At 42.1% G+C, this 22,869-nt stretch carries 14 protein-coding genes; 7 read left to right on the forward strand and 7 right to left on the reverse strand.

Going from position 1 to position 22,869, the window contains the following annotated elements; genetic code table 11:
* Nucleotides 1-57 precede the first annotated feature (57 nt).
* Nucleotides 58-4,767, reverse strand: a complete 4,710-nt coding sequence (locus QUD05_RS22160; RefSeq protein ID WP_289797957.1) for a sll1366 family intein-prone helicase — start codon at nt 4,765-4,767, stop codon at nt 58-60.
* 143 nt (nt 4,768-4,910) lie between these two features.
* Here QUD05_RS22160 and QUD05_RS22165 point away from each other — a divergent pair, with 143 nt between their 5' ends.
* Both QUD05_RS22165 and QUD05_RS22170 read left to right on the forward strand, forming a co-directional pair.
* Complete coding sequence (locus QUD05_RS22165) at nt 4,911-5,456, forward strand: GNAT family N-acetyltransferase (protein WP_289797958.1); 546 nt, start codon at nt 4,911-4,913, stop codon at nt 5,454-5,456.
* A gap of 101 nt (nt 5,457-5,557) precedes the next feature.
* A complete protein-coding gene (locus QUD05_RS22170; RefSeq protein WP_289797959.1) occupies nt 5,558-7,714 on the forward strand; it encodes a polyribonucleotide nucleotidyltransferase in 2,157 nt (718 codons plus the stop codon).
* 157 nt (nt 7,715-7,871) lie between these two features.
* Here QUD05_RS22170 and QUD05_RS22175 read toward each other — a convergent pair whose 3' ends face one another.
* Nucleotides 7,872-8,084 (reverse strand): type II toxin-antitoxin system HicB family antitoxin, encoded by a 213-nt coding sequence (locus tag QUD05_RS22175; RefSeq protein WP_289797960.1) that lies wholly within the window; start codon nt 8,082-8,084, stop codon nt 7,872-7,874.
* 18 nt (nt 8,085-8,102) lie between these two features.
* Nucleotides 8,103-11,939 carry a HEAT repeat domain-containing protein gene (locus QUD05_RS22180; RefSeq protein WP_289797961.1) on the reverse strand — a complete coding sequence of 1,279 codons (3,837 nt, stop codon included), beginning with the start codon at nt 11,937-11,939 and terminating at the stop codon, nt 8,103-8,105.
* Nucleotides 11,940-12,088: 149 nt separating this feature from the next.
* Between QUD05_RS22180 and QUD05_RS22185 the strand changes: the two genes are divergently transcribed.
* Nucleotides 12,089-12,850: a Uma2 family endonuclease gene (locus QUD05_RS22185; protein ID WP_289797962.1), complete on the forward strand. Its 762-nt coding sequence runs from the start codon at nt 12,089-12,091 to the stop codon at nt 12,848-12,850.
* A gap of 78 nt (nt 12,851-12,928) precedes the next feature.
* Nucleotides 12,929-13,783 (forward strand): HIT family protein, encoded by an 855-nt coding sequence (locus tag QUD05_RS22190; RefSeq protein WP_289797963.1) that lies wholly within the window; start codon nt 12,929-12,931, stop codon nt 13,781-13,783.
* 104 nt (nt 13,784-13,887) lie between these two features.
* On the opposite strand, the gene QUD05_RS22195 is transcribed toward QUD05_RS22190, so the two are convergent.
* The 3 genes from QUD05_RS22195 to QUD05_RS22205 all read right to left on the reverse strand — a co-directional run bounded on the left by QUD05_RS22195 (nt 13,888) and on the right by QUD05_RS22205 (nt 16,812).
* On the reverse strand, nt 13,888-14,649 hold the full coding sequence (locus QUD05_RS22195; RefSeq protein WP_289797964.1) for a Uma2 family endonuclease: 762 nt from the start codon (nt 14,647-14,649) through the stop codon (nt 13,888-13,890).
* A 297-nt stretch (nt 14,650-14,946) separates the two neighbouring features.
* Nucleotides 14,947-16,596: a PRC-barrel domain-containing protein gene (locus QUD05_RS22200; RefSeq protein WP_289797965.1), complete on the reverse strand. Its 1,650-nt coding sequence runs from the start codon at nt 16,594-16,596 to the stop codon at nt 14,947-14,949.
* Between the two features lie 18 nt (nt 16,597-16,614).
* Nucleotides 16,615-16,812 carry a hypothetical protein gene (locus QUD05_RS22205; RefSeq protein ID WP_289797966.1) on the reverse strand — a complete coding sequence of 66 codons (198 nt, stop codon included), beginning with the start codon at nt 16,810-16,812 and terminating at the stop codon, nt 16,615-16,617.
* An 839-nt stretch (nt 16,813-17,651) separates the two neighbouring features.
* Between QUD05_RS22205 and serA the strand changes: the two genes are divergently transcribed.
* The 3 genes from serA (at nt 17,652) to QUD05_RS22220 (ending at nt 21,621) form a co-directional block, all read left to right on the forward strand.
* On the forward strand, nt 17,652-19,232 hold the full coding sequence (gene serA, locus QUD05_RS22210; RefSeq protein ID WP_289797967.1) for a phosphoglycerate dehydrogenase: 1,581 nt from the start codon (nt 17,652-17,654) through the stop codon (nt 19,230-19,232).
* A gap of 78 nt (nt 19,233-19,310) precedes the next feature.
* Nucleotides 19,311-20,231, forward strand: a complete 921-nt coding sequence (prmA, locus tag QUD05_RS22215; RefSeq protein ID WP_289797968.1) for a 50S ribosomal protein L11 methyltransferase — start codon at nt 19,311-19,313, stop codon at nt 20,229-20,231.
* 112 nt (nt 20,232-20,343) lie between these two features.
* Nucleotides 20,344-21,621, forward strand: coding sequence for a hypothetical protein (locus tag QUD05_RS22220; RefSeq protein ID WP_289797969.1), 1,278 nt, complete (start codon nt 20,344-20,346; stop codon nt 21,619-21,621).
* Nucleotides 21,622-21,638: 17 nt separating this feature from the next.
* On the opposite strand, the gene QUD05_RS22225 is transcribed toward QUD05_RS22220, so the two are convergent.
* Nucleotides 21,639-22,838 carry a DUF4159 domain-containing protein gene (locus tag QUD05_RS22225; protein ID WP_289797970.1) on the reverse strand — a complete coding sequence of 400 codons (1,200 nt, stop codon included), beginning with the start codon at nt 22,836-22,838 and terminating at the stop codon, nt 21,639-21,641.
* Nucleotides 22,839-22,869: the final 31 nt, after the last annotated feature.

Below are 22,869 nucleotides of genomic sequence, written 5' to 3' on the forward strand. Positions count from 1 at the left end.
AGGTTCGTAGTGAGTGCTTTAGCACTCAAATTAAGGACTAGAGTCCTTACTACGAACTTATTCTGCATCATCATCAATCACTGCACTGCGGTCGAGTAGTAATAAGTTCCGAAGTTGGTCTGTATCCATTTCGGTCAACCATTCTTCACCAGCACCTACAACTTGTTCAGCTAGTTGTTTTTTACTTTCAATCATGTCATGAATTTTTTCTTCTAAAGTGCCTGTGCAAACAAATTTATGTACTTGCACATTCCGGGTTTGACCAATCCGAAATACTCTATCTGTGGCTTGATTTTCCACGGCTGGATTCCACCATCTATCAAAGTGGAATACATGATTTGCTCGTGTTAAATTCAGTCCGACACCACCCGCTTTCAGAGAAAGAATCATAATTGGCGGCTCTTGAGGATCGTGTTGAAAACGGTCGATCATTTCCTCACGTTGTTTTTTGCTGGTGCTACCATATAAAAACAATATTTCTCGCCCAAGCTGTTTTTCTAAATAGGGTTTAAGTAATTTACCCCACTCAGCAAACTGTGTGAAAATTAAAGCTCTATCGCTTTCTGCTAAAACTTCTTCTAACATTTCTTCTAGCCGCAGAAGTTTGGCTGAATTATGTTGTTCTAATGTCGCTTGTTTCAAATATTGGGCTGGGTGATTGCAGATTTGTTTGAGTTTGATTAACAAAGCCAAAATCATCCCCCGACGTTGCAATCCTTCAGCAGATTCAATCTCTATTAAAGATTGTTCTACAACTTGTTGATAAAGTGCAGCTTGTTCACCAGTTAAACCGCAAAATACGGTCATTTCTTGCTTGTCTGGTAAATCTTGAATTATGTCGCGATCGCTTTTCAATCGCCGCAGTATAAATGGTTGCACTAATGAACGTAACTGAGTCAAAGAAGCCGTATCACCATACTTTTCAATTGGCATGGCAAATCGACGCTGGAAAAATTGCTTATTGCCTAAATACCCAGGATTGAGAAAATCCAAAATAGACCATAATTCTTGCAGTCTATTTTCTACGGGTGTCCCCGTCAATGCAATGCGAAATGTAGCTTCTAATTCCCGCACTGCTTTTGACTGCTTCGCCTCTGGATTTTTCACATTCTGGGCTTCATCTAAAACTATTATCTGCCAAGATACACTTTGCAATGATTTGATATCTCGATGAAGAAGTGAGTAGCTGGTAACGATTAAATCGTGCTTTTTCACGGCTTCTAAAAACGCTTTCCCTTTTGGGCGTTTGTCACCGTGATATTGCAAAATTTTCAGGCTTGGTGCAAATTTATTGACTTCCCTTTCCCAGTTGCCTAAAACCGAAGTTGGACAAACTAGCAGTGTTGGATTTTCTAGTGCATCTTGTTCTTTTAAGTGCAGCAGAAAAGCAATGAATTGGACAGTGTTATGGCAAATAATATTGTTAGCGACAAAATTATGATGTTCGCTAACTTCAAAGTCATAAACCCATCCATCATAATCTATCTCTTCTATTGATTCTATCCGGCAATAAAATACCTCTTGGTCGAGAAGACATTGCAAAGACTGTCTTGTTAAGCTCAACTGTTCTAAATCTAGGTTGCTATATGCTGTCAGGGTTTGAGTTGTCCACTTGGAAGGTTTGAGTAGCTGATACTGTTCTTGGGCTTCTCCACTGATAATACGGTTCATCCCAGCTATTACTCGCCGTAAACTATCTCTAGAAAATTGCTGTGAACCATTAATGTAAACAGTGTTGTGCATCCCAAAATGCCGCAATGGGAGTCCCGTTGCTATGACTGTTTGGGCAACCATATCAGAAGCAGGAATTCCTTCAATATTTGTGTTACTGACCAGTTGACAAATTCGTTCTAACTTGCTCTGTTTTTCTAAGTTATTAAAACCAATTTCTTGGATAAATCTGCGGGCAGAATTCCCTCCAATTACACCAATATAGTAAGTGCGTAAAGTATGAGTTCCATTAGTGGCACACTTCAGTTTGGGCGATATTCGCAACCAAATGCCGAAGCGCCGCAACAGTGCAGAAAGTTGCTGAATTAGTAAAGCTGAAGCTGTAGAAATCTCAATACTCCGCATACTAAAAACAACAGCAGATTCAGCATCGAAATAGTTTTGTAAAAATATCCGCACACTATCCAAGTCTGCTTGCATAATGAAGGGCGGAATAGATTTTTCTGCCGATAGTTTTCCCCAAATATAACCTTTAGCTTCTAAGAATTCCCGATAGGCTTGGCTATTAACTCGAAGAGAAGCAACTCTGTTAGGGAAGGTAGAGATATTAGGGCTGTTAATTTTGAGGTTATAGCGCTTTTGAATGCGTTGGCAAGTCTGGAGTAGATCCTCTAATACTCTGGTGTCTTTTTGGGATATTGTGACTCTTCCCACATCGGGTAGTTCATGCCCTTCAGCAATCTGCCAAGCAAGAAACTTGACTAAATCAGGGTCTTGTGGTTGTCCATTCCAGAGCGTTTTACTTGGGACACAAACGTAATCGCCCACCTGTAAGTTATTTGTCCAACCTTTACTTGTCAGCAACTTATGACGATGAGTGATTGTGATATTGCTACCGTCTTCTAGCGTGATTTTTCGTAATTTCTCGCAGACTTGCTGCCGATACAACTGCCTAACATTAGCCTGGACAATTTTGCCAGTTTTTTCATCTATGGAATTAACTAGTAATTGTTCTTTAGGGTTAGCCCAAAATCCTTCGCCGTCAAATTCTGTTTCTCCAGCATGAGTTGTCCAGATTGTCTCGGCTGTGCGTAACAGTCCACTTGCATTTACTAGAGTATCATTCGCTACGCATTTACCGAGTCCCATATCGTCAGCGAGACATGCACCTAAGCCCCAACGTTCCAAGAAGGATAGCCAAGCAGCGCCTCGTTCTTGATAGGGTCGCAACTGTCCTTTAAAGCCTGCTGGTGTCGGTAAAGGTGCGATCGCTTGATTATTATTTAGCGCCCCAATCAACTCTTGCAATGCCCCAGATGCCTCAAAGCTAACCACTGGTAATTTTTCAATTACTTGGGTATCCCCTGTACTGAAACGCAAGGCATCTTCCAGTGAAAGCGCCATTTGGTCTTTGCGAGTGGTAAAAAAGGTTTGGGCTGTTTTGATATCTTGGGGGCGCAATTCTACCCACTCGCCGTTAATTTCCACTAGGGGACTATTTAAAGCCACAAGTTTATCAAACTCGGCTTTGGAAATAGTCTGTCCGCCAATTGCCAATTGCCATTGAAAATTTAGTAAACTCTGCAACCCTAAACGTCCCTGCTTTCCTTTTGGGGTTTCGGCAGTAATTTTCAAACCCAAACGATTTGCCCATCCTTCACGGTTTGCCAAACTGGGAGGCAAAATTACTCCTAAACCACTGTCTTCCAACCTCCAAGCTACAGCTTTGATAAACTCATAAGCTTGTATGGGGGTGAGACGAGAAGATTGGGGATATTCGGTTTCAAAGCTGCCTACTATTGTTGGATATAATCGGGAAGCTACACCCAAACCTCGCAAAAATGTTTCCTGTGGTTGCTCAATTGTCCGATTTTCATAAACCAATCGTTCAACTGGATTGTTCCAAATAGTTGCCGCATCCACTAAAAACTCAGGATTGTCAGCCGCTTGCAGGAAATATGCTAACGTCCAATCTGTTTCACCGGACTCTGGAGAACGCAGTTGAAAACAGGTACGAAATAGAGTTTTAAGAGTTAATTGGTATTGTAGCGGCATAGTCCAAGCCTTGAGTGCCGCTTCCAGTCGTTCTACTTCAATGGCATCTGCATTGACAGTGCCAGATGTACTAGTTAAGGCTTGCAACCACTGTCGTACCCCAGGTGGTAAAGATGCGATTGCCTTAGCTTCAATTGGAGGTTGAGAACCTACCATTTCTCGTACTTGGGCATCTATCGTACTGTTGAGAAATCCCAAAAGTAATTCTTGAGGTTCGGCTGGGAAGTCTACATAAAATAGGGATTGGGGATTAGGGATTGGGGATTGGGAAAACTCTTCTCCAGTCCCTAGTCCCCAGTCCCCAGTCCCCAGTCCCTCTTGATAAGTGCGACAAACCAACGGCATGGTTGCAGAAAATTTTTCTAGGCGGGTTCCATCTACAGCGCTATCTAGAAGTACTTGCCATTTGGCAGCAAATGCACCATCTGATTGTCGGTCAATTGCTGGTAAAAACTTACACCGTGAGATTAAATCTAAACTCCATCGGGCAACCTGTGACCAAAAGCGTAAATCTCCACCCAAAAAGGCATCTTCCCCTTTAGCAGCATTTAAGGGAACAGCAGAAAGAAATTTTACTGCTTCGCTGGGGTTGAGACAAAAACCCTCAACTCGCCACGGTTGCAGATATTGTGGGGAGTCTGTATTTTCCCCCAAGCTGGCAGAATGTACAGGAAAAATCGCTGTTGTTCCTTCATCACTGCTTTCTGGGATATAAGTTGGTAGGGCAATGATTTGGGAGTGCGTTGGCAAACTGATTTCAGGCGCACTGGCGGCTTTGCGGGTTCGCCCAGTAGTAGCGATCGCTTTGCCAACACCAGAGGCAAACGCAACTTGGGGTTTTTGGATGAAGTTGGTAATTGCCATATTCTGAGAACGCAACCACTCACTCAACTCAACTGATGTCATTGCCAATGGATGTACTGAGATATCTCCAGATCCACTAGACTCTAAATTTACTCGTGGCGATCGCCAAGTTTCCCCCCAAATAAATAAACAACCATTTTGATTTTTTAGTAACCAATTACAGTGTAAAATCGCCATTTTCTAACTACTCAGATTTTCCCAAAACTATAGAATTAAAATCAAAGTTATTCTGCTTTTCGCATCTTCTCAATAAGATTTATTGCCCAACTTTCTTGTATAATAAATATTTAATTAATTATTCCACATAAACATTGTTAATAATGAATTTTCCCCTAATTAAAGCCTTAAAGAACGGGATGTTAGTGGAACTGGATTATATGCATCCTCAAGAAAAAGAGGTTGTAAGATCGTTACTCAATGTTGTAATTGTTGAAGGTAAAACTTATCCCCAAAAGCAACCTCTATCTCCTACAGAATTTTCAGCTTACTGGTTAAGCAAGGATGCCTTTGTTGTCAGGACATCTGTTGTAGATCCTACACACAAGCCAAAAGAAATATTAGGGGCGTTTAATTTAAAGCCAAACTTTCCCGGTCGGTGTAGCCATATTTGCAACGCTGGTTTTATTGTACAACCTGGGTTACGCGGTCAAGGTTTAGGACGGTTCATGGGAGAGGCTATGCTTGCGATCGCAGCAAACCTTGGCTACGAAGCAGTGATGTTTAATTTGGTCTTTGAGACTAATATACCTTCAATTACACTTTGGCAGTCGTTAGGATTTGAGATTATTGGGCGAATTCCGGGCGCGGCGAAGCTAGAGAATGGGCAGGTGGTAGAGGCGCTAATCCTGTATCACACTTTGGGTTGAATGACTTGTCTATCTTTGTATGTACTAGAAGTCAGCCATAGGGCATAAATGTTAGGATTGCCACAGAAAGAGAATAGCGAAAGAGAAGGAAAAAAAACTGAATGGCAGAAGTTGATAAGTCAATATCCTTCGATGGCAGGGATATTCGACTGAAAGTAGGCCTATTAGCTCCCCAGGCAGGTGGGTCGGTTTTGATAGAATCAGGGGACACATCCGTTTTAGTAACGGCTACGCGATCGCAAGCCAGAGAAGGCATTGATTTTCTTCCCCTTACTGTAGATTATGAAGAAAGGCTATATGCCGCTGGTAGGATTCCCGGCGGGATCATGCGGCGCGAAGGTCGTCCACCAGAAAAAACAATTCTCACCAGCCGTCTAATAGACCGTCCCATGCGTCCCTTGTTCCCTTCATGGTTACGGGATGACCTGCAAATTATTGCCTTAACGCTGTCGATGGACGAGTTAGTTCCACCCGATGTGTTAGCAGTTACAGGCGCTTCCATTGCTACCCTGATTGCCCAGATTCCTTTTAATGGGCCAATGGCAGCAGTGCGGGTTGGTTTAGTGGGAGATGATTTCATTATTAACCCCACTTATGCAGAAACCGAAGCGGGAGATTTGGATCTGGTAGTAGCAGGTTCACCACATGGCGTGATCATGGTGGAAGCGGGAGCCAATCAGTTGCCAGAGCGAGATATTCTCGAAGCGATTGACTTTGGTTATGAAGCGGTGCGGGATTTAATCAAAGCGCAGCAAGATTTAATTGCAGAATTGGGTCTAGTAATAGTGCAAGAAGCACCACCAGAAGTAGACCAAACGCTAGAAAATTATATCCGCGATCGCGCCAACGGTCAGATTAAGAAAATCTTGTCTCAATTTAGTTTGACCAAACCCGAACGCGATGCAGCTTTAGATGTCGTCAAGGATGAAATTGCCGCGACGATTACCGAACTGCCAGAAGAAGACCCCATTCGAGTTGCTGCAACTGCAAATAAGAAGGCACTTGGTAACACTTTTAAAGATATTACCAAACACTTCATGCGGCGACAAATCATTGAAGATAACGTCCGCGTTGATGGTCGTAAACTCGATCAAGTGCGTCCGGTTTCGTGTTTAGTTGATGTCTTACCAAAGCGAGTCCACGGTAGCGGTTTATTTAACCGGGAACTAACTCAGGTATTATCCACTTGTACTCTGGGTACACCTGGGGATGCTCAAAACCTCAACGATGACATGCAGCTAGATCAGCACAAGCGTTATCTGCATCATTACAACTTCCCGCCGTTCTCAGTTGGAGAAACCAAGCCAATGCGTGCCCCAGGAAGGCGCGAAATTGGTCACGGGGCATTGGCAGAACGAGCGATAATACCTGTGCTACCGTCCAAAGAACAATTTCCCTACGTGATTCGTATCGTATCGGAAGTACTTTCCTCCAACGGTTCCACCTCAATGGGTTCAGTCTGCGGTTCCACCCTCGCCTTGATGGATGCTGGTGTACCAATTCTCAAACCCGTTAGTGGCGCGGCAATGGGTCTGATTAAGGAAGGCGACGAAGTACGAGTCCTGACCGACATTCAAGGCATTGAAGACTTTTTGGGCGACATGGACTTCAAAGTTGCCGGGACGGATACCGGGATTACCGCCTTGCAGATGGATATGAAAATCTCCGGTTTGTCTTTGGAAGTTATTGCCCAAGCCGTCCACCAAGCCAAAGCAGCCCGGTTGCACATTCTGGAGAAAATGCTCGCGTGCATTGACACGCCACGGACTGAAACCTCACCTTATGCTCCACGTCTGTTAACAATCAAGATTGATTCAGACATGATTGGTTTGGTCATCGGNGCTGGAGGCAAGACTATTAAGGGTATCACAGAGGAAACTGGTGCAAAAATTGACATCGAAGATGATGGCACCGTGACAATTTCCGCTGTGGATGAGAACAAGGCCAAGAGAGCCAGAAATATCATCCAAGGCATGACCCGCAAGCTGCACGAAGGGGATGTCTATGCAGGACGCATTACTCGGATTATACCGATAGGTGCATTTGTGGAATTTTTGCCAGGAAAAGAAGGCATGATTCACATATCTCAACTAGCTGACTACCGCGTTGGCAAAGTTGAGGATGAAGTAGCGGTAGGCGATGAAGTGATTATCAAAGTGCGCGAAATTGATAACAAAGGTCGCATTAATCTCACCCGCTTGGGTATTCACCCAGATCAAGCAGCAGCAGCAAGAGAAGCAGCGGCGGTGAATCGGTAACTCGATTTGGGATTTTAGATTAGATTAAATCTAAAATCCGCGATGCCTATCGTGAAGGCATCGCCGTATGCTTCTCTAATTTGATAAATTACGAATTACGAACTTATACTGAGCGACTTGCCTTGAGCGAAGTCGAAAGGAGTCGAAGTATTACGAATTATTTTAAAGACTTTTCTAGTGTTTTTGGCTCTGGTAGAGGTTGACCATCAGCTAAAGATGATTCAATCAGCATTTCTAAAACTTCTTGAGCATTTTTGAAAGCTTCTTGGTAAGTATCTCCGTGAGTATGACAAAACTCTCCCCATTCAGGAAGACTCACAATAAAACACTCATCCTCATCAAACCACTGAATAACGATTATATATTTCATATTTATTCATACACTCTTTTACTTCTCTAATTCTGCCAACTTCTGTTGAGCAAACTCCCGCACTTCCTCATCTGGGTCATTCTCTGCTTTGTCGTGCAACAGTGGCAAAGTCTGGGGATGTTGAGGAAATTGCTTGATAATTATCTCCAGTGCAATGCGCCGAGGGTTGATTTCATAGTCTTGCTTACGCTCAAAGGGATCATTGACAGCGCAGTTGTAGTAAATTTCAAACAACTCAGATTTATTTCTGAAGTGTTTGGCTAATGCTTCGATGGCCGCACGTCGCACATCTCCATCATTATCAGCAGTGGCACGGTCTTTGAGAATCAAGCGGGTATCCGGGTCATCTTTGAAATTGCTGGCTAATACTTCGATGGCTGTATATCGCACATCCTCATGATTATCAGCAGTGGTGCAGTCTTTGAGAAATAACTGGGTGTCCGGATCATCTTTGAAATTGCTGGCTAATGCTTCGATGGCTGCACCTCGCACAATCCATTGATTATCAGCAGTGGCGCGGTTTTTGAGAAACAAGTGGGTGTCTGGGTCATCTTTGAAATTGCTGGCTAATGCTTCGATGGCTGCACGTCGCACAACCCATTGATCATCAGCAGTGGCGCGGTCTTTGAGAATCGAGCGGGTATCCGGGTCATCTTTGAGATTACTGGCTAATGCTTCAATAGCTACACGTCGCACAACCCATTGATCATCAGCAGTGGCGCGGTCTTTGAGAATTGAGCGGGTGTCCGAGTCATCTTTGAAATTGCTGGCTAATGCTTCGATGGCTACACGTCGCACATACTCTTCATTCTCAGCAGTAGTGAGGTTTTTGAGAATCGAGCGGGTGTCCAGGTCATCTGGGAAATTACTGGCTAATGCTTTGATGGCTGCATATCGCACATCCTCATAATTATCAGCAGTGGTTAGCTTTTTGAGAATCGAACACGTGTCTGGCTCATCTTTGAAATTGCTGGCTAATGCTTGGATGGCTGCACGTCGTACATACTCTTCATTCTCAGTAGTGGTGAGGTCTTTGAGAAACGAGTGAGTGTCTGGCTCATCTTTGAAATTGCTGGCTAATACTTCGATGGCTACACGTCGCACATACTCTTCATTCTCAGCAGTGGTGAGGTCTTTGAGAAGCGAGTGAGTGTCTGGCTCATCTTTAAAATTGCTGGCTAATGTTTCGATAGCTGCATATCGCAAATCCCATGCATAATCAGTAGTGGCGCAGTTTTTGAGAAACGAATGCGTATCCAGGTCATCTTTAAAATTGCTGGCTAATGCTTCGATGGCTGTATATCGTACATCCTCATCATCATCAGCAGTGGCGCGGTCTTTGAGAAACGAGCGGGTATCCGGGTCATCTTTGAAATTGCTGGCTAATGCTTGGATGGCTGCACCTCGCACATACTCATTATCATCAGCAGTGGCACGGTCTTGAAGAATCGAGCCGATGTCCGGGTCATCTTTGAAATTGCTAGCTAATGCTTGGATGGCTGCACCTCGCACATACTCATTATCATCAGCAGTGGCACGGTCTTTGAGCCAGTGTAAGGTATCCCAGTTATCTTTCCAAACTACGGCAACTGTTGCAACTGCTTGAGTGCGAATTTTCTGAACTAGCTCAGTTTCTTCTTCATCATCATAGGGTTCATAATAATACCAGAGGTCATATTTAGTTAAGTCTTTTAGCTTGTAAAGCAATTTATTAGCCACTGATTCAATCACCGAGCGATTTCTCACTTCTACAAGACACTTAGCCGCTAGAAAAAAGTTAATAAATTTTTCCTCCTCGCCATCTTGCGCCATTAAGTAATCAAGAATTTCACCAACAAATTTCGCATCAATCATTCCCGCGATTAACAGCAATACCTCATGCCAAGTTTCATCTTGCCAGTGTTTGCCAAAAACTTCAGTTTTGAGAAACTCAATTGTAATGCTGCGTTCCTTCTCAAACTGCCAGACAAACTCCCAAGCACAGAAATATTCTAAAAAAGTCCGATGCACAAAGGCATAGTAATCTGCACCCAAGAAACATAAAATAAAATTGCGATCGCGCAGTTGTTTCATCAACCGTCTGGCTTTATCTCTGGCATCACTCACTGGTATGCTTTGCAGATATTTAGTGAAGATTGCTTCTAAATCATCAGCATAGATAATGTTGCCAGCTAAACCTTTTTCACTGGTTTGCATAAGGTAAGCAACTTGACGCAACATTGCCTGTTTATCTTTATAATCAATAATGTCCAGACGTTCATCCGGCTTTAAATTGCGTCCCTCGTCCCAATTATGCAGCAGAACCTCTGAAGCATCTTTATACAGTTCGCTTCTATCTCTGGGTAATTCTCGCTTGAGATTGAGAATTGCCATCATGGTTAACAGCAGAGGATTTTGTGCTAGTTCGGAAATTGCTTTTGATTCATTAATTACTCTTTGTAGACGCTCACGTTTGATATTTTTATCTCTTTCTTCGGCTTGAGTAAAAGTTTTATCATGCCAACGTTCGATAAAATCTTGAATCTGTGCTGGTTCTAAATCTTGCAACATGAAGTGGCGAAACTCTGCATCTCGCAATTGTTGCTGCTTATAGCCGATAATCCGAGAAGTGACAATTACCTGCACATCGGGATATTCATTAGTGAAGCGATGAATACAGGTAATTACTTCTTCCCGCTTCGCCGATTCAAAGATTTCATCCAAACCATCAAACATGACTAAAGCGTTACCAGCCTTTAGCTGCTCATGCAATTTATGCTGATTGAGGTGATAAAAACAATTGGGACTATTATGGTAAAATTGAAGGAAATTATTACAACTACCCGCATCGCGATCGCGCATATAATTGCGTAATTCAATCAGCAAAGGAATTGGCAGATTAAAATCATTCTGTTCGAGAGTTTTTTCTACCCAATCTAATGCTAGGTATTGCAACAATGTAGACTTGCCGGAACCAGGATCGCCTAAAATAACTAGATAATTCTTGCGTTGCTTATCTCGAATAACATCTAATACTGAACGGATTGGCTGTTCAAAATAAGTGCGTTGATAACGTTCTGTTTCTTCTTGAAATTTTTCTATTTCAAATTCCGCATCTAATTGTTTACTTTCTTGTAGTCTGCGGAGATGTTCTTTAGGCAGTTCTGGTAAAACCTGATAAACTTGCCGCACATTTTGCGGGATAAACATTTGCCATAAATTTACCGGATGTTCGCGGGCTGTAGTTTCTAAACTATCTAACTTCAGATTGCCGTAGCGTTCGCGAATAGTTTCTAAATATCGCGGTAAATTAAAATCCTTGGGAATATCAGCGTTTTCTCTTAAAGTCTTATCAATACTGGATAATTTTTGAAGTTCCAAGATATAGCGTAATTCTTCTGAATCCGAAAGAATATCTTGAACTTGTATGAGATACTGTTCTGTAATTGTTTGCCAGTTAAATTTAGGTGGTAAAGGTTGGAGTTGAAGTCTTTTCCAACTATCTGCTAGTGTTTTAAAATCTATATAATCACATTTAATATCAAAAGCCTGACCAAGAATTTCTTTAACCGACTTATCACGGATAAATTGATTGATATCTTCAGCGTAATTTTGAATTTCAGTTTCCGAAAGTTTGCAACGAACCTTTAACTGCTGTTGCATCAGTTGCAAAAATTCGGTCAGCGCCATGACAACAGCTTTTTGAAGCGGTTCTTCTTTAAAGGGAGCAGTTACAGCATTATTAAAGATATGTTTGAGAAAATCTTTAGCGTAGTCCTTGACTAAATCTTTGAAAAATTCTTCGCTGATAATAGTTTTGACAAGAAATCCAACCGTTTTTTGACCTATCCAGAGAGTGAACCACTCAACTATCATACTCACGCCTGCTAAGTGCTTGACTACGAGTATATACACCTGTCAAAGAAATCTTTCCAGATTTCTAGATTTTTAGCTTAAAAGCGATGCTGGCTGAAGATTTGTTAAAAATAACTAATATACTATGCATGGATATTAGGAATAATTTTATGGTTCTACAAGTTAACCCCATCCAAAAAGAACCAATTGTTACTTGGGAAGCACTTCCAGCCGACTTCATTTTACCCGACGAGCCAGTGGAAAATATTCAACAACCCGCGATCGCTGCTGCGCTTACCGATGCTTTGGGAAGCACAGGACGCATCCAACCTCAAATGCTGATTGGCTCTAATTTTGGACTTGTAGCCACAGTCAACAAAAAAATCGTTGTCAAAGCACCAGACTGGTTTTATGTCCCTCAAGTACAGTCTGTGGGAACAAATGTAGTTCGTCGCAGCTACACCCCAAATTTAGAAGGCGCTGCTGTAGCTGTAGTGATGGAATTTCTCTCAGACACAGAAGGTGGAGAATTATCAGTCCGCTCAACTCCGCCCTACGGTAAACTCTATTATTACGAAAAGATTCTCCAAGTTCCAACTTACGTAACCTACGACCCTTACGAACCAAGCATAGAACTACGGTGCTTGCAAAATGGACAATATACCTTGCAGCAAGCAGACGCCAATGGACGCTTTTGGATTCCTGAGTTAGAGTTATTTCTCGGAATTTGGCAAGGTGAAAGATTATGTCAAACCATGAATTGGCTGCGCTGGTGGGATACAGAAGGAAATTTGCTGTTGTGGAGCAGCGAACAAGCTGAACAAGAACGCCAGCGTGCTGAACAAGAACGCCAGCGTGCTGAACAAGAACGTCAACGTGCTGATATATTAGCAGCTAAGTTACGTGAGCTAGGTATTGACCCTGATGCGTAGGCGTAGCCCGTTGTAGACATCGCATAACCTAAAGAGATGCTGGGAATAATAATTTTGGGACATCAGCACCAAAATTCTATGAAACAGCAAAAAAATCAATTCAGCCATCTTACTGCGATCGAAAGAAATTATCTATCATTTCCGGCACAGTTTTTATTAAATCAAAACCTTCTACAAGGCAAAATACTAGACTTTGGTTGTGGCTTTGGTAATGATGTTAAAATATTGCGCCAAAAAGGTTGTGATATTACAGGTTATGACCCTTATTATTTTCCAGAATATCCTGATACTAAATTTGATACAATAATTTGCTTTTATGTTTTAAATGTTTTATTGACTGAAGAACAAACTAAGGTTCTTATGGAAGTATCACATTTATTAAAACCAGGAGGCAAAGCTTATTATGCTGTAAGAAGGGATCTCAAGAAACAAGGTTTTAGAGAACATTACGTTCACAAAAAACCTACTTATCAGTGTATTGTCAAACTTCCCTTTACTTCAGTTTGTTTAGATGAACATCGTGAAGTCTATGAATATGTTCACTATAACCATCAACGCAATTCATCTAATTATTGTATATTTTGTAATCCTCGTAAAAGTCTCAAACTATTAACTGAATCAGCAACTGCTTATGCAATTTTTGATGGCTATCCTATAAGTAAAGGCCATGTTTTAGTTCTTCCCAAACGTCATGTTGGCAGTTATTTTGAACTACCATTTAAAGAACAATCTGCTTGCTGGTTCATGGTTAACAAAGTACAAGAAATTCTCAAAGTAGAATTTGAACCTGATGGCTTTAATATAGGAATGAACATCAATCGAGCCGCAGGTCAAAATATTATGCACGCCAGTATTCATATTATCCCTCGTTACAAAGGTGATACTGTTGGCTCTAAAAGTGGAATCAGGAACGTTATTCCTAAAAAGCAATAGTTTTTTACTGGCAGCTTGCAGTAGTAAATCTTGATTTATGGAAAATGCATAAATCTGAAAAACCTGATTTTCATTCTTGTTGAAAATATTGCAAAATATTTCAGTTAATCCAGATTATCTGGATCTATTCCCAGCGCTCTTAATTGTTCCGTCAATTGTTGCACCCGTTGTTCTGCAATTTGAGCGCGTTGTGCTTCTTGTTGAGCGCGTTGTGCTTCTTGTTGAGCGCGTTGTGTCTCTTGTTGAGCGCGTTGTGTCTCTTGTTTGACTTGTTCTGCGGGCGTGAGATACCGTTGTCCTTGCTCATCATACCAATACATCCATTCCCGCGTTACGCCGCAATAGTTGCCCCTTTCGCAACCAATTCCTAAGCCAATTTCTGGTAGCCAAACAGGGTTTCCCTCTTGCAATTCATATTTACCATTAACTAACTTATGTACTTCCAGATGCGGTTTGCGGCGGCGACGAGAGGAATAAATTACGTAATAAAGTACACCCAAAGCCTCATATTCAGCCAATTTAGTAGTATATTCCTTGCGATAATTTTGGGAAACTACTTCTAGCACGAAAATCGGTACAACATTTTCATCCCACAGCACATAACTGGGACGCAGTTCCTCATCATAAAACCGCTCTACCCCTAAGCTCAAAAACCCATCTGGCACAATTGGTGGTTTATCTGGGTGATAATAAATACCCATATCTATGCCAAACAACCAGTCCATGCGTTCTGACCAAAGTATCAGCAGGATCGCCTTCAGCAAGCCTGGTATTAATTCTTGTAGTTCATTATCCACAGGCGTTTCATCAGAGTCTGGTAGTTCCTCGGCTGAGGGCAAGTACCTTGGCAAGTTGTACTCTAACATGGCTGGTTTCCCCAAAACTCAAAGGATATTTGGCTCACCAGAATTATAGCGATTTATCTGCTAGCGATGTCTTCGCAGAAATCAGTCGTTAGTGCATATTTTTGTTCTAGGGACTTCCAAATAAAAAAATACTCAACTACTTCTTGTGGGGTGGGCAACATGAGCGCCCATATAAAAGGGCGCTCATGTTGCCCACCCCACAAGATTGGGTAATTTATTTGTTGGAAGTTCTCTACCTAATTTACTTGCAGACGATAAATAAATATCTTGACCTTTTTGATTATTTTATGGCCAAAGTCACAAGAACGATTTGGATTCAAGTTGCGATCGCCCATTACCATGATGCACTAAGGCTGCTGTTCCATGTTCTGAAGCACGTAACTCTTTGTCAGAGATTTGTGGCTCCTTGCTATAGACTGAACTTAGTAAGATATTCAGAACTCCACTTGTTTCAGCTTGGCTGACGGCGCGATGTGTAATCAATTCACCTACATTCAATATCACGTTGTCTTCTGGGTCAAGAATGACACGGGTAACTGGACGACCCAATGCTTGTTCAATCCGTTGATTTTTCATTGCCTGTCTGCTGCGTCCTTGTAACTTTTCTGCCTTCGCTTTCAAGGCTTGCCAGAAAGTGTTGAGATTCTCTTGAGCGATGCTTACTCGATCGTCCAGTTGAACTTTGTTTTCTAACCATCTGTCACTTGCAGTAGAACGGACTGCGGTTGCCAGATTCAGACCGACAGCGTTGAGCAATTCTGCTTCTTTACCGTAAATCTGAGCGCGATCGACAAGGGATTCTGTCACAATCTGCCCAGATGCCGCAATAATTAAGCCATCGTCAGTACGCACTGTTCGCAGGACTCTACGCCCTCTTGCCTGCTGGATCGCTACATTTGCTGCCAAGGAATCAACTGAGTAACGCAGACTAGCGGCGCTGCTCTGAGTTACGCTGCCAATTCGATTGCCAACAGATGCTGTTGCTGCTTGTAAATTGCGGCTGATGTTGGCAGTCAGACTGCCACCCGTGGCTCGATAGAGTTCATCAAGGATGCCCAGGCGATCGGCTGCTTCTGCATTTACTAGGGTAACTTCTTGACCCTTTAGTAGCAGTACATTCCCATCTGGAGTCAACACATCCCGCTCGAGACGCTTGCCAATCACATATACTTTTTGTTCGGCAGGATCGACCAAATTGTTAGTCAGAGAAGCAGTTGCATCTCGATTGAAGTCTTGTAGTTTGCTGCTAGTAGCATCAGTTGCAGCTTGCAATTGCTCACCTGCATTCTGGCTTGCTGACTGTAGCCCGCGGTTCACTTTCTCTACCGAGCTTTGTAGTTGTTCATTCACAGTTTGAGCTGCTGTTTGCAGTCTGCGGTTAGTAGTCTGGGCCGAGTCCTGCAATTTATCTCCAGTTGCCTGAACGGCTCCTCGGATACCACCAACCTGTTCTTCCATCAATTGAGCAATTTCTGGAGGTACAAAAGCAACATCATCACCAATTTTCAGTGTTTCGCTAGCAGGAACAAACGATCGCCCCGAATAAGCATCGGCAAATACACCGCCAGAAACTTCATATCCTTCCACCAGTCCACTATGCTCATCAAAGAACAAATCGACCAATCCACCGAGATAAAGTCCCTCTGTAGTTAGAATTTTCTTTTTTTCNAGGACGATATTTTGGTGCAGAATCTCTTTAATTACAGGAACACGATGTGCCTTCACAACCGATTTTTTCGACTTAACTACGATCGCATCTGACCCGATGGCTTGTACCTCTTGTAAAGGAATCACTTTTGCGTCTCGAAATAGTCCCTTCTCTGCAACTAGAAAACCCAAAAGTTGATTGCGTTCCCGATCGACAATTAAATCGATGATTCGGACAATTTTCTTACCTGTGTCGTAGGTGACGACCACTTTATCGAGAATATCAGTACCTTTAAGCATTATATATCCCTGGTCTTTTTATTGATTTGGTTGTTGAATTATTTGTTCGTTAGTAGTCCGAAATTTCAGTTGAAAATATTGTCCTTCTCGTCCAAAGCCGGGAACTATATCAATCACACCAAAGTATTCGGAAAGTACCCCAAATATTGCCAGCAGAATGATTAAGCTGGTGATATTCGCTCCAGTATTAGAGCGTTGTCCTACAAGTCTAGGCATTTGTTCTTTTATTTATTGTTGTTTTTTAGGGCTAACCTTACTGAAAAAATCATACAAGACTATTAATATATTTTTTATCTACAATTTGCCCTGATTAACTTTAATCTTTAGGAATAAAAAATAAAGGTTATCTTTTCTAAAGATAGATACGATTCTGTTTGCCTTCAATCTTTTGGAAGTAACTATTTTTAGTTAATTGAGCTTTATTCATCTTCAAGAGAACATCAAACTTCTCAGAAAGCTTTCACGACTTCCTTAGACTATTGCACAAATCTTTTATGGTAAAATGGAGGTTTTACCATAAAGCTAATGGTAATATGCGATACGAACAAATCAAAAGCCGATCGGTTGGTGAATTGAAACGCCTGTTCGGGATAAAAGTTGCAATATTTTGCTTTGACTAAGGGATACCACTTGTGGTATCTAGAAATAGCCAAGATTTGATAGATATAATAGTTACTCGCTCGTTTCGTGGTTATCTATAGCATTGCCCGATCTAAAGTTGCAGCCCAGTCAAGAATCCAGGTATTTTTTACCCCACTCAGAAAGTTGCTTCAGCCGATAAAATTTTGGTAACTCTTAACTATTAATAAATATATCGGTGCTTGGTGCTATTCATGCTTTATATTTAGCGACAGGATGATGCAAATAGCCACTCACCTTAAATACTTAGGAGGCAGTATCCACCGAAAGCAACTCATGCTTNNNTACCACCACCAGATAGTGNNNGTTAAGGTTAAGTCGATATTCAAACGAATAATTTTTGCTGAATTGCGACAGATAAAGACTAAACTAAAAAGTCTTGTGCAGCAAAACCTGTAGCTTTAAATGAAGTAATCATGTCTAAGGTTCTTGTCTCTGATTCGATTGACCAAGCTGGAATTGACATTCTTTCGCAAGTTGCAACCGTTGATGTCAAACTAGGTCTAAAACCAGCGGAACTGATCGCAATTATTGGTGAGTATGACGCGCTGATGATTCGCTCTGGTACGCGTGTTACTCAAGAAATCATTGATGCCGGCACCCAGCTAAAAATCATCGGTCGTGCGGGTGTGGGTGTGGATAATGTGGATGTTCCCGCTGCCACACGCCGGGGAATCGTGGTAGTCAATTCTCCAGAGGGAAATACAATTGCCGCTGCCGAACACGCGCTAGCAATGATTTTGGCTTTGTCTCGCCACATCCCCGATGCTAACGCCTCGGTGAAACGCGGTGCGTGGGATCGCAATAGTTTTGTTGGCGCGGAAGTCTACAAAAAAACTCTCGGTGTTGTCGGTTTGGGTAAAATCGGCTCCCATGTTGCTGCTGTAGCTAAGACAATGGGGATGAAACTCCTAGCTTATGACCCATTTATTTCTACCGAACGAGCCGAACAAATTGGCTGTCAGTTAGTGGAGCTAGATTTACTCTTCCAACAAGCAGACTATATCACCCTCCACATCCCGAAAACCCCAGAAACTACCCACTTAATCAATGCCACAACCTTGGCAAAGATGAAACCCACAGCCCGGATTATCAACTGCGCTCGTGGTGGGATCATTGATGAAGTAGCTTTAGCAGCAGCTCTGAAAGCGGGTAAAATCGGCGGTGCAGCTTTGGATGTGTTCGAGTCAGAACCACTGGGTGAATCGGAATTGCGATCGCTAGGTAAAGAAGTTATCCTCACTCCCCACTTGGGAGCCTCTACTACAGAAGCTCAAGTGAATGTGGCCATTGATGTTGCCGAACAAATTCGCGATGTCCTTTTAGGACTACCAGCACGTTCAGCCGTCAACATTCCCGGACTCGGCCCCGATGTGTTGGAAGAACTCAAACCCTACATGCAACTAGCAGAAACTCTCGGTAATCTGGTAGGACAGCTAGCTGGCGGACGGGTAGAAGTACTCAATATTCGACTGCAAGGGGAACTCGCGACCAACAAAAGTCAACCTTTAATCGTCGCTGCCCTCAAAGGACTACTTTACCAAGCTTTGCGGGAACGAGTAAATTACGTAAATGCCAGCATAGAAGCCAAAGAACGCGGAATTCGGGTAATTGAAACCCGCGATGCTTCCATTCGAGACTATGCTAGCACACTGCATCTAGAAGCCACGGGTACTTTAGGTACTCATTCTGTAACAGGTGCTTTATTGGGTGAGCGGGAAATCCACCTCACCGACGTTGACGGTTTCCCGATTAACGTCCCACCCAGCAAATATATGTTGTTTACCCTGCACCGCGATATGCCGGGGATTATCGGCAAACTTGGTTCCCTACTCGGCAGTTTTAATGTGAATATTGCCAGTATGCAAGTAGGTCGTAAAATCGTCCGTGGTGATGCCGTCATGGCTCTGAGTATAGATGACCCTTTACCAGAGGGCATTTTGGATGAGATTATAAAAGTCCCTGGTATCCGAGACGCATATACAGTAACACTTTAGAAGTCAGAAGTCAGGAGCCAGGAGTCAGAATAAATAATTCCTCCTGACTCCTGAATTCTGACTCCTGAATTCTGAAAAATGGCAAACACCTGGTGGGAACTGAATATTTTATGTGAGCCAGACCTAGAAGAATCGATCTTCTGGCGACTGGAAGATTTTGGTTGTCGTGGTACAGCTAGTGAAAATAAAGGAAATTCATCTTTAGTAAGGGCTTATCTGCCGACAATTCAAACGCAGCTACTAGATTTGGCAGCGCTGTCGCTGTGGCTGCGTCAAGATGCTATCTGTGTAGGAATTCCATCTCCTTCTTTGCAATGGCAGTTAATTGACGAGGAAGATTGGGCAACTAGCTGGAAACAATATTGGCATCCGCAGGAAATAGGCGATCGCTTTTTAATTAACCCTGCTTGGCTACCATTACCAGAAACAACGGAACGATTAGTAATTCGCCTCGATCCTGGTGTAGCATTTGGTACAGGCAACCATGCCACCACTCAGCTATGTTTGGAATCGCTGGAAATGCGGCTAAGTGGAGTTTCGCAGTCGTTTGTGGGTAATAGTGGCAAACATGAACATCTGGTAATTGCGGATATTGGCTGTGGTTCTGGTATCCTTTCCATTGGGGCGCTGCTATTGGGTGCTGAGAAAGTCTATGCAGTGGATACTGACCCTTTGGCGGTGCAATCAACTATCAGTAATGGTACGCTGAATAATATTAGCTCAGAACGTTTACTACCTGCACAGGGAAGTGTAGACGTTTTGAAAAAACTAATTGAAAGCCCAGTGGATGGTATTGTCTGCAATATTTTGGCTCATGTAATTATTGAATTGGTTCCAGAAATGAGTGCGATCGCTAAACCTGAAACTTGGGCGATCTTCAGTGGTATTTTACTAGAACAATCTAAAGCTGTTGCTGACGCTTTAGAAGAAAATGGTTGGGTTGTCGCTACCCTGTGGAAACGCAAAGAATGGTGTTGCTTAAATGTACGGCGTTCTTAAGCCAGTAGAAATTATTGCAATCCGCAGATCCCCGACTTCTTTAAGAAGTCGGGGATATTTAAGTAAGTGACATAATATATAGATTACCCACTATTGACTTTTAAAACTAGCGATGAAAGAACGGCTACAAATCCACAAAAAAGCTGACTCATCCGCTTATTCGCCAAAGCAAAGTCAGTTGCAATCACATTTATTAACTACCCACTCTCAACTTGGCTCCAACAAGCCTATAGTACAGGCAAAGGTAGAAAATCAGAAATTTCAACAATATCAGTTTGAGGCAACGAAACTCCAAATACAAGCTAAGCATGGCACTATTACGCCAGAGGGACAAGAGCGACTCACTGTTTTGCAAACAAAGATGAATGAGTCGTTGCAGCAAGGTAAGGAACACTCTTCGCAGTTTGGTCATAACCTGAGCAAAATGGCGATAAAACGTGCTGATAGCGCGTCAAGAAGAGAAATACAGCCAAAACTGACTATTGGTCAATCAGGAGATCGATATGAGCAAGAGGCGGATAGTGTCGCTACTTCTGTAGTCAACCAAATTAATCGATCTCCTCTGCAAAACCAGGATGCACAGCAGACGATACAAGCTAATCAGAACGAACAAGCAAAGTCTGAAGAAATATTAGCAGCAAATAACTCAGCAGATAAAAAACAAAAATTTTTACAAGAATATTCACTAGCCAAAACACTAGTCAATGGTATAGATGACACATTACCACAAGATAAAATCCTGGAACAACTTTTCAAAAACTTTGTAAATATCCAATTTCAATACACAATGGTAAGCAAGAGTCCAGAAACGCTCTTAAAAGGCTCTCCAGAAGGAGATTGTCAGACATTAGCCCGTACTTTTAAAAAAGTTGCAGAAGAGTATTTTGGCATTGAAAAAATCTCAATTGAAAGTATCGCCAAACCTTTTTTGAGTGAAGCTGGAGTAACCCCATACCAAGGGAAAAAGCCCAATTGTGATGATGGTAAACGATGGTTCTTCCAAAACCATTATTGGGCTAGCTGGAACGGAAAAGTTTACGATGTTTTATTCCTCAGCAATAAACGAACCGAAGCTGATATGGCAAAACAGGTGCAACCACTCACATCAATGTTGATGCCTGAACAAGAATACTATCAAACAGAAAAAGGAAAAATTGTATATCCAATTGTTAATAAGTATTCTACTGTAGATGTGACGATTTTTGAAAAACTGAAAAACTTTATTAATAATCTCGGTCGCTTTTTCTCCAATAGCATGAATGCGATAATTAATAAAATTCGGTCTTTATTTGCCCAAAGTGGAAACAACACCAGTGGTTTTGATTCTCTAATGAGAGAACTTGAACATGATAAAAATAATAGTGCGATCGCAAACAACCAAACTCAATAATCTTACTAACTTGGCTTTCACCACTGCCCGGAATTATCTTCCTGTTGCAAACCAATTAACTGTCGCCGCTTCCAAGCATAATGAAGAATATTAATCCCTAATTCCTGGGCTGTCCGAATGGTCAATCTGGGTAAACTTAAATCTCTATCCAATCCCCAAGCAGTTGCCAAATCTCCAATTACTAAAATAATTCCTCCACCAATTAACAGTTTAATTTGCTGTTGATTAACCATTGGTAAAGCAGCAAATAAGAAAGGTTTTGTCCTTAAAGGATGACTCCGTTGCAATTCTTCTAAAGGTCTTAAAGGACTCTCTAGCTGTTGTGCCAAAGCTTGAGTACTTTCAATCAAAGGATTAGCATTTGTTGGCGCATCAACTAAAAGCACACCACCTAAATTCAAATAATTTCTGAGAGATTCAAATTCGAGACTATTTAAAGATATTGCTTGTCCACCTGTGAGATAAAGGATGTCATAGTCTTGGATATTTTCTGCTAAAGAAACCTGACCTGGTTCATCAGCCCCTCGCAAACTTGGATAGAGGGGTTCTACTGCTTGTAATAAATATGAAAGGCTGAAAAAATTACGCGCACATTCAGGATCGCTATGAGTCGCTTGCGCCATACATACAAGTGCTTGAGGACGCATTTGTGCCTGACGACGATAACGCAAATCAATATTATTATATCCAGGGAAAAAAGCATCCGCAGGTTGGGTAATGTCAGTATGTCCTGGTTGTAGGAGTATTCGACATATTTCTATTTCTGAACTGGCTGGTGTAGAGTTTATTTGGTCAATTCGATAAGTCTCTTGAACAATATCTCTTTGCTGTCCGCGCCGCAATTCATCGGGATCTACATAGCTAACTACTAAGTAAATCATGAGCGGTTCAGAACTTACTACTTCTAAATCGATGGGAAAATCATAAGAAGTCGGTACAACAATTAGATTACCTGCTAAATCAATTGCAATCCCAGGTTGAATTTGTACCCAACGTCCATCTCGATATCTAGCTTCAACTTGGCTTGGGGCAGTTACATCTCGCACGCCTAAACCGCAGACAATTCCTGGTTGATTTAAACTTTGATATTGAGCATTTTGCCGATTACGGTGATATTCATGGGCTGTGCGCCAGCGTTCCGCATTAATTAGTAAGCCGTCTGCTGCTTGCAGGCGTTCAAAGGATTTAATTGGTGGAGGTGGGAAAGGATGGGACATAATTAATTCAAAATTCAAAATTCAAAATTAA

Origin of the sequence: Nostoc sp. GT001, assembly GCF_030382115.1 — a bacterium.
Taxonomy (GTDB): Bacteria; Cyanobacteriota; Cyanobacteriia; order Cyanobacteriales; family Nostocaceae; genus Nostoc.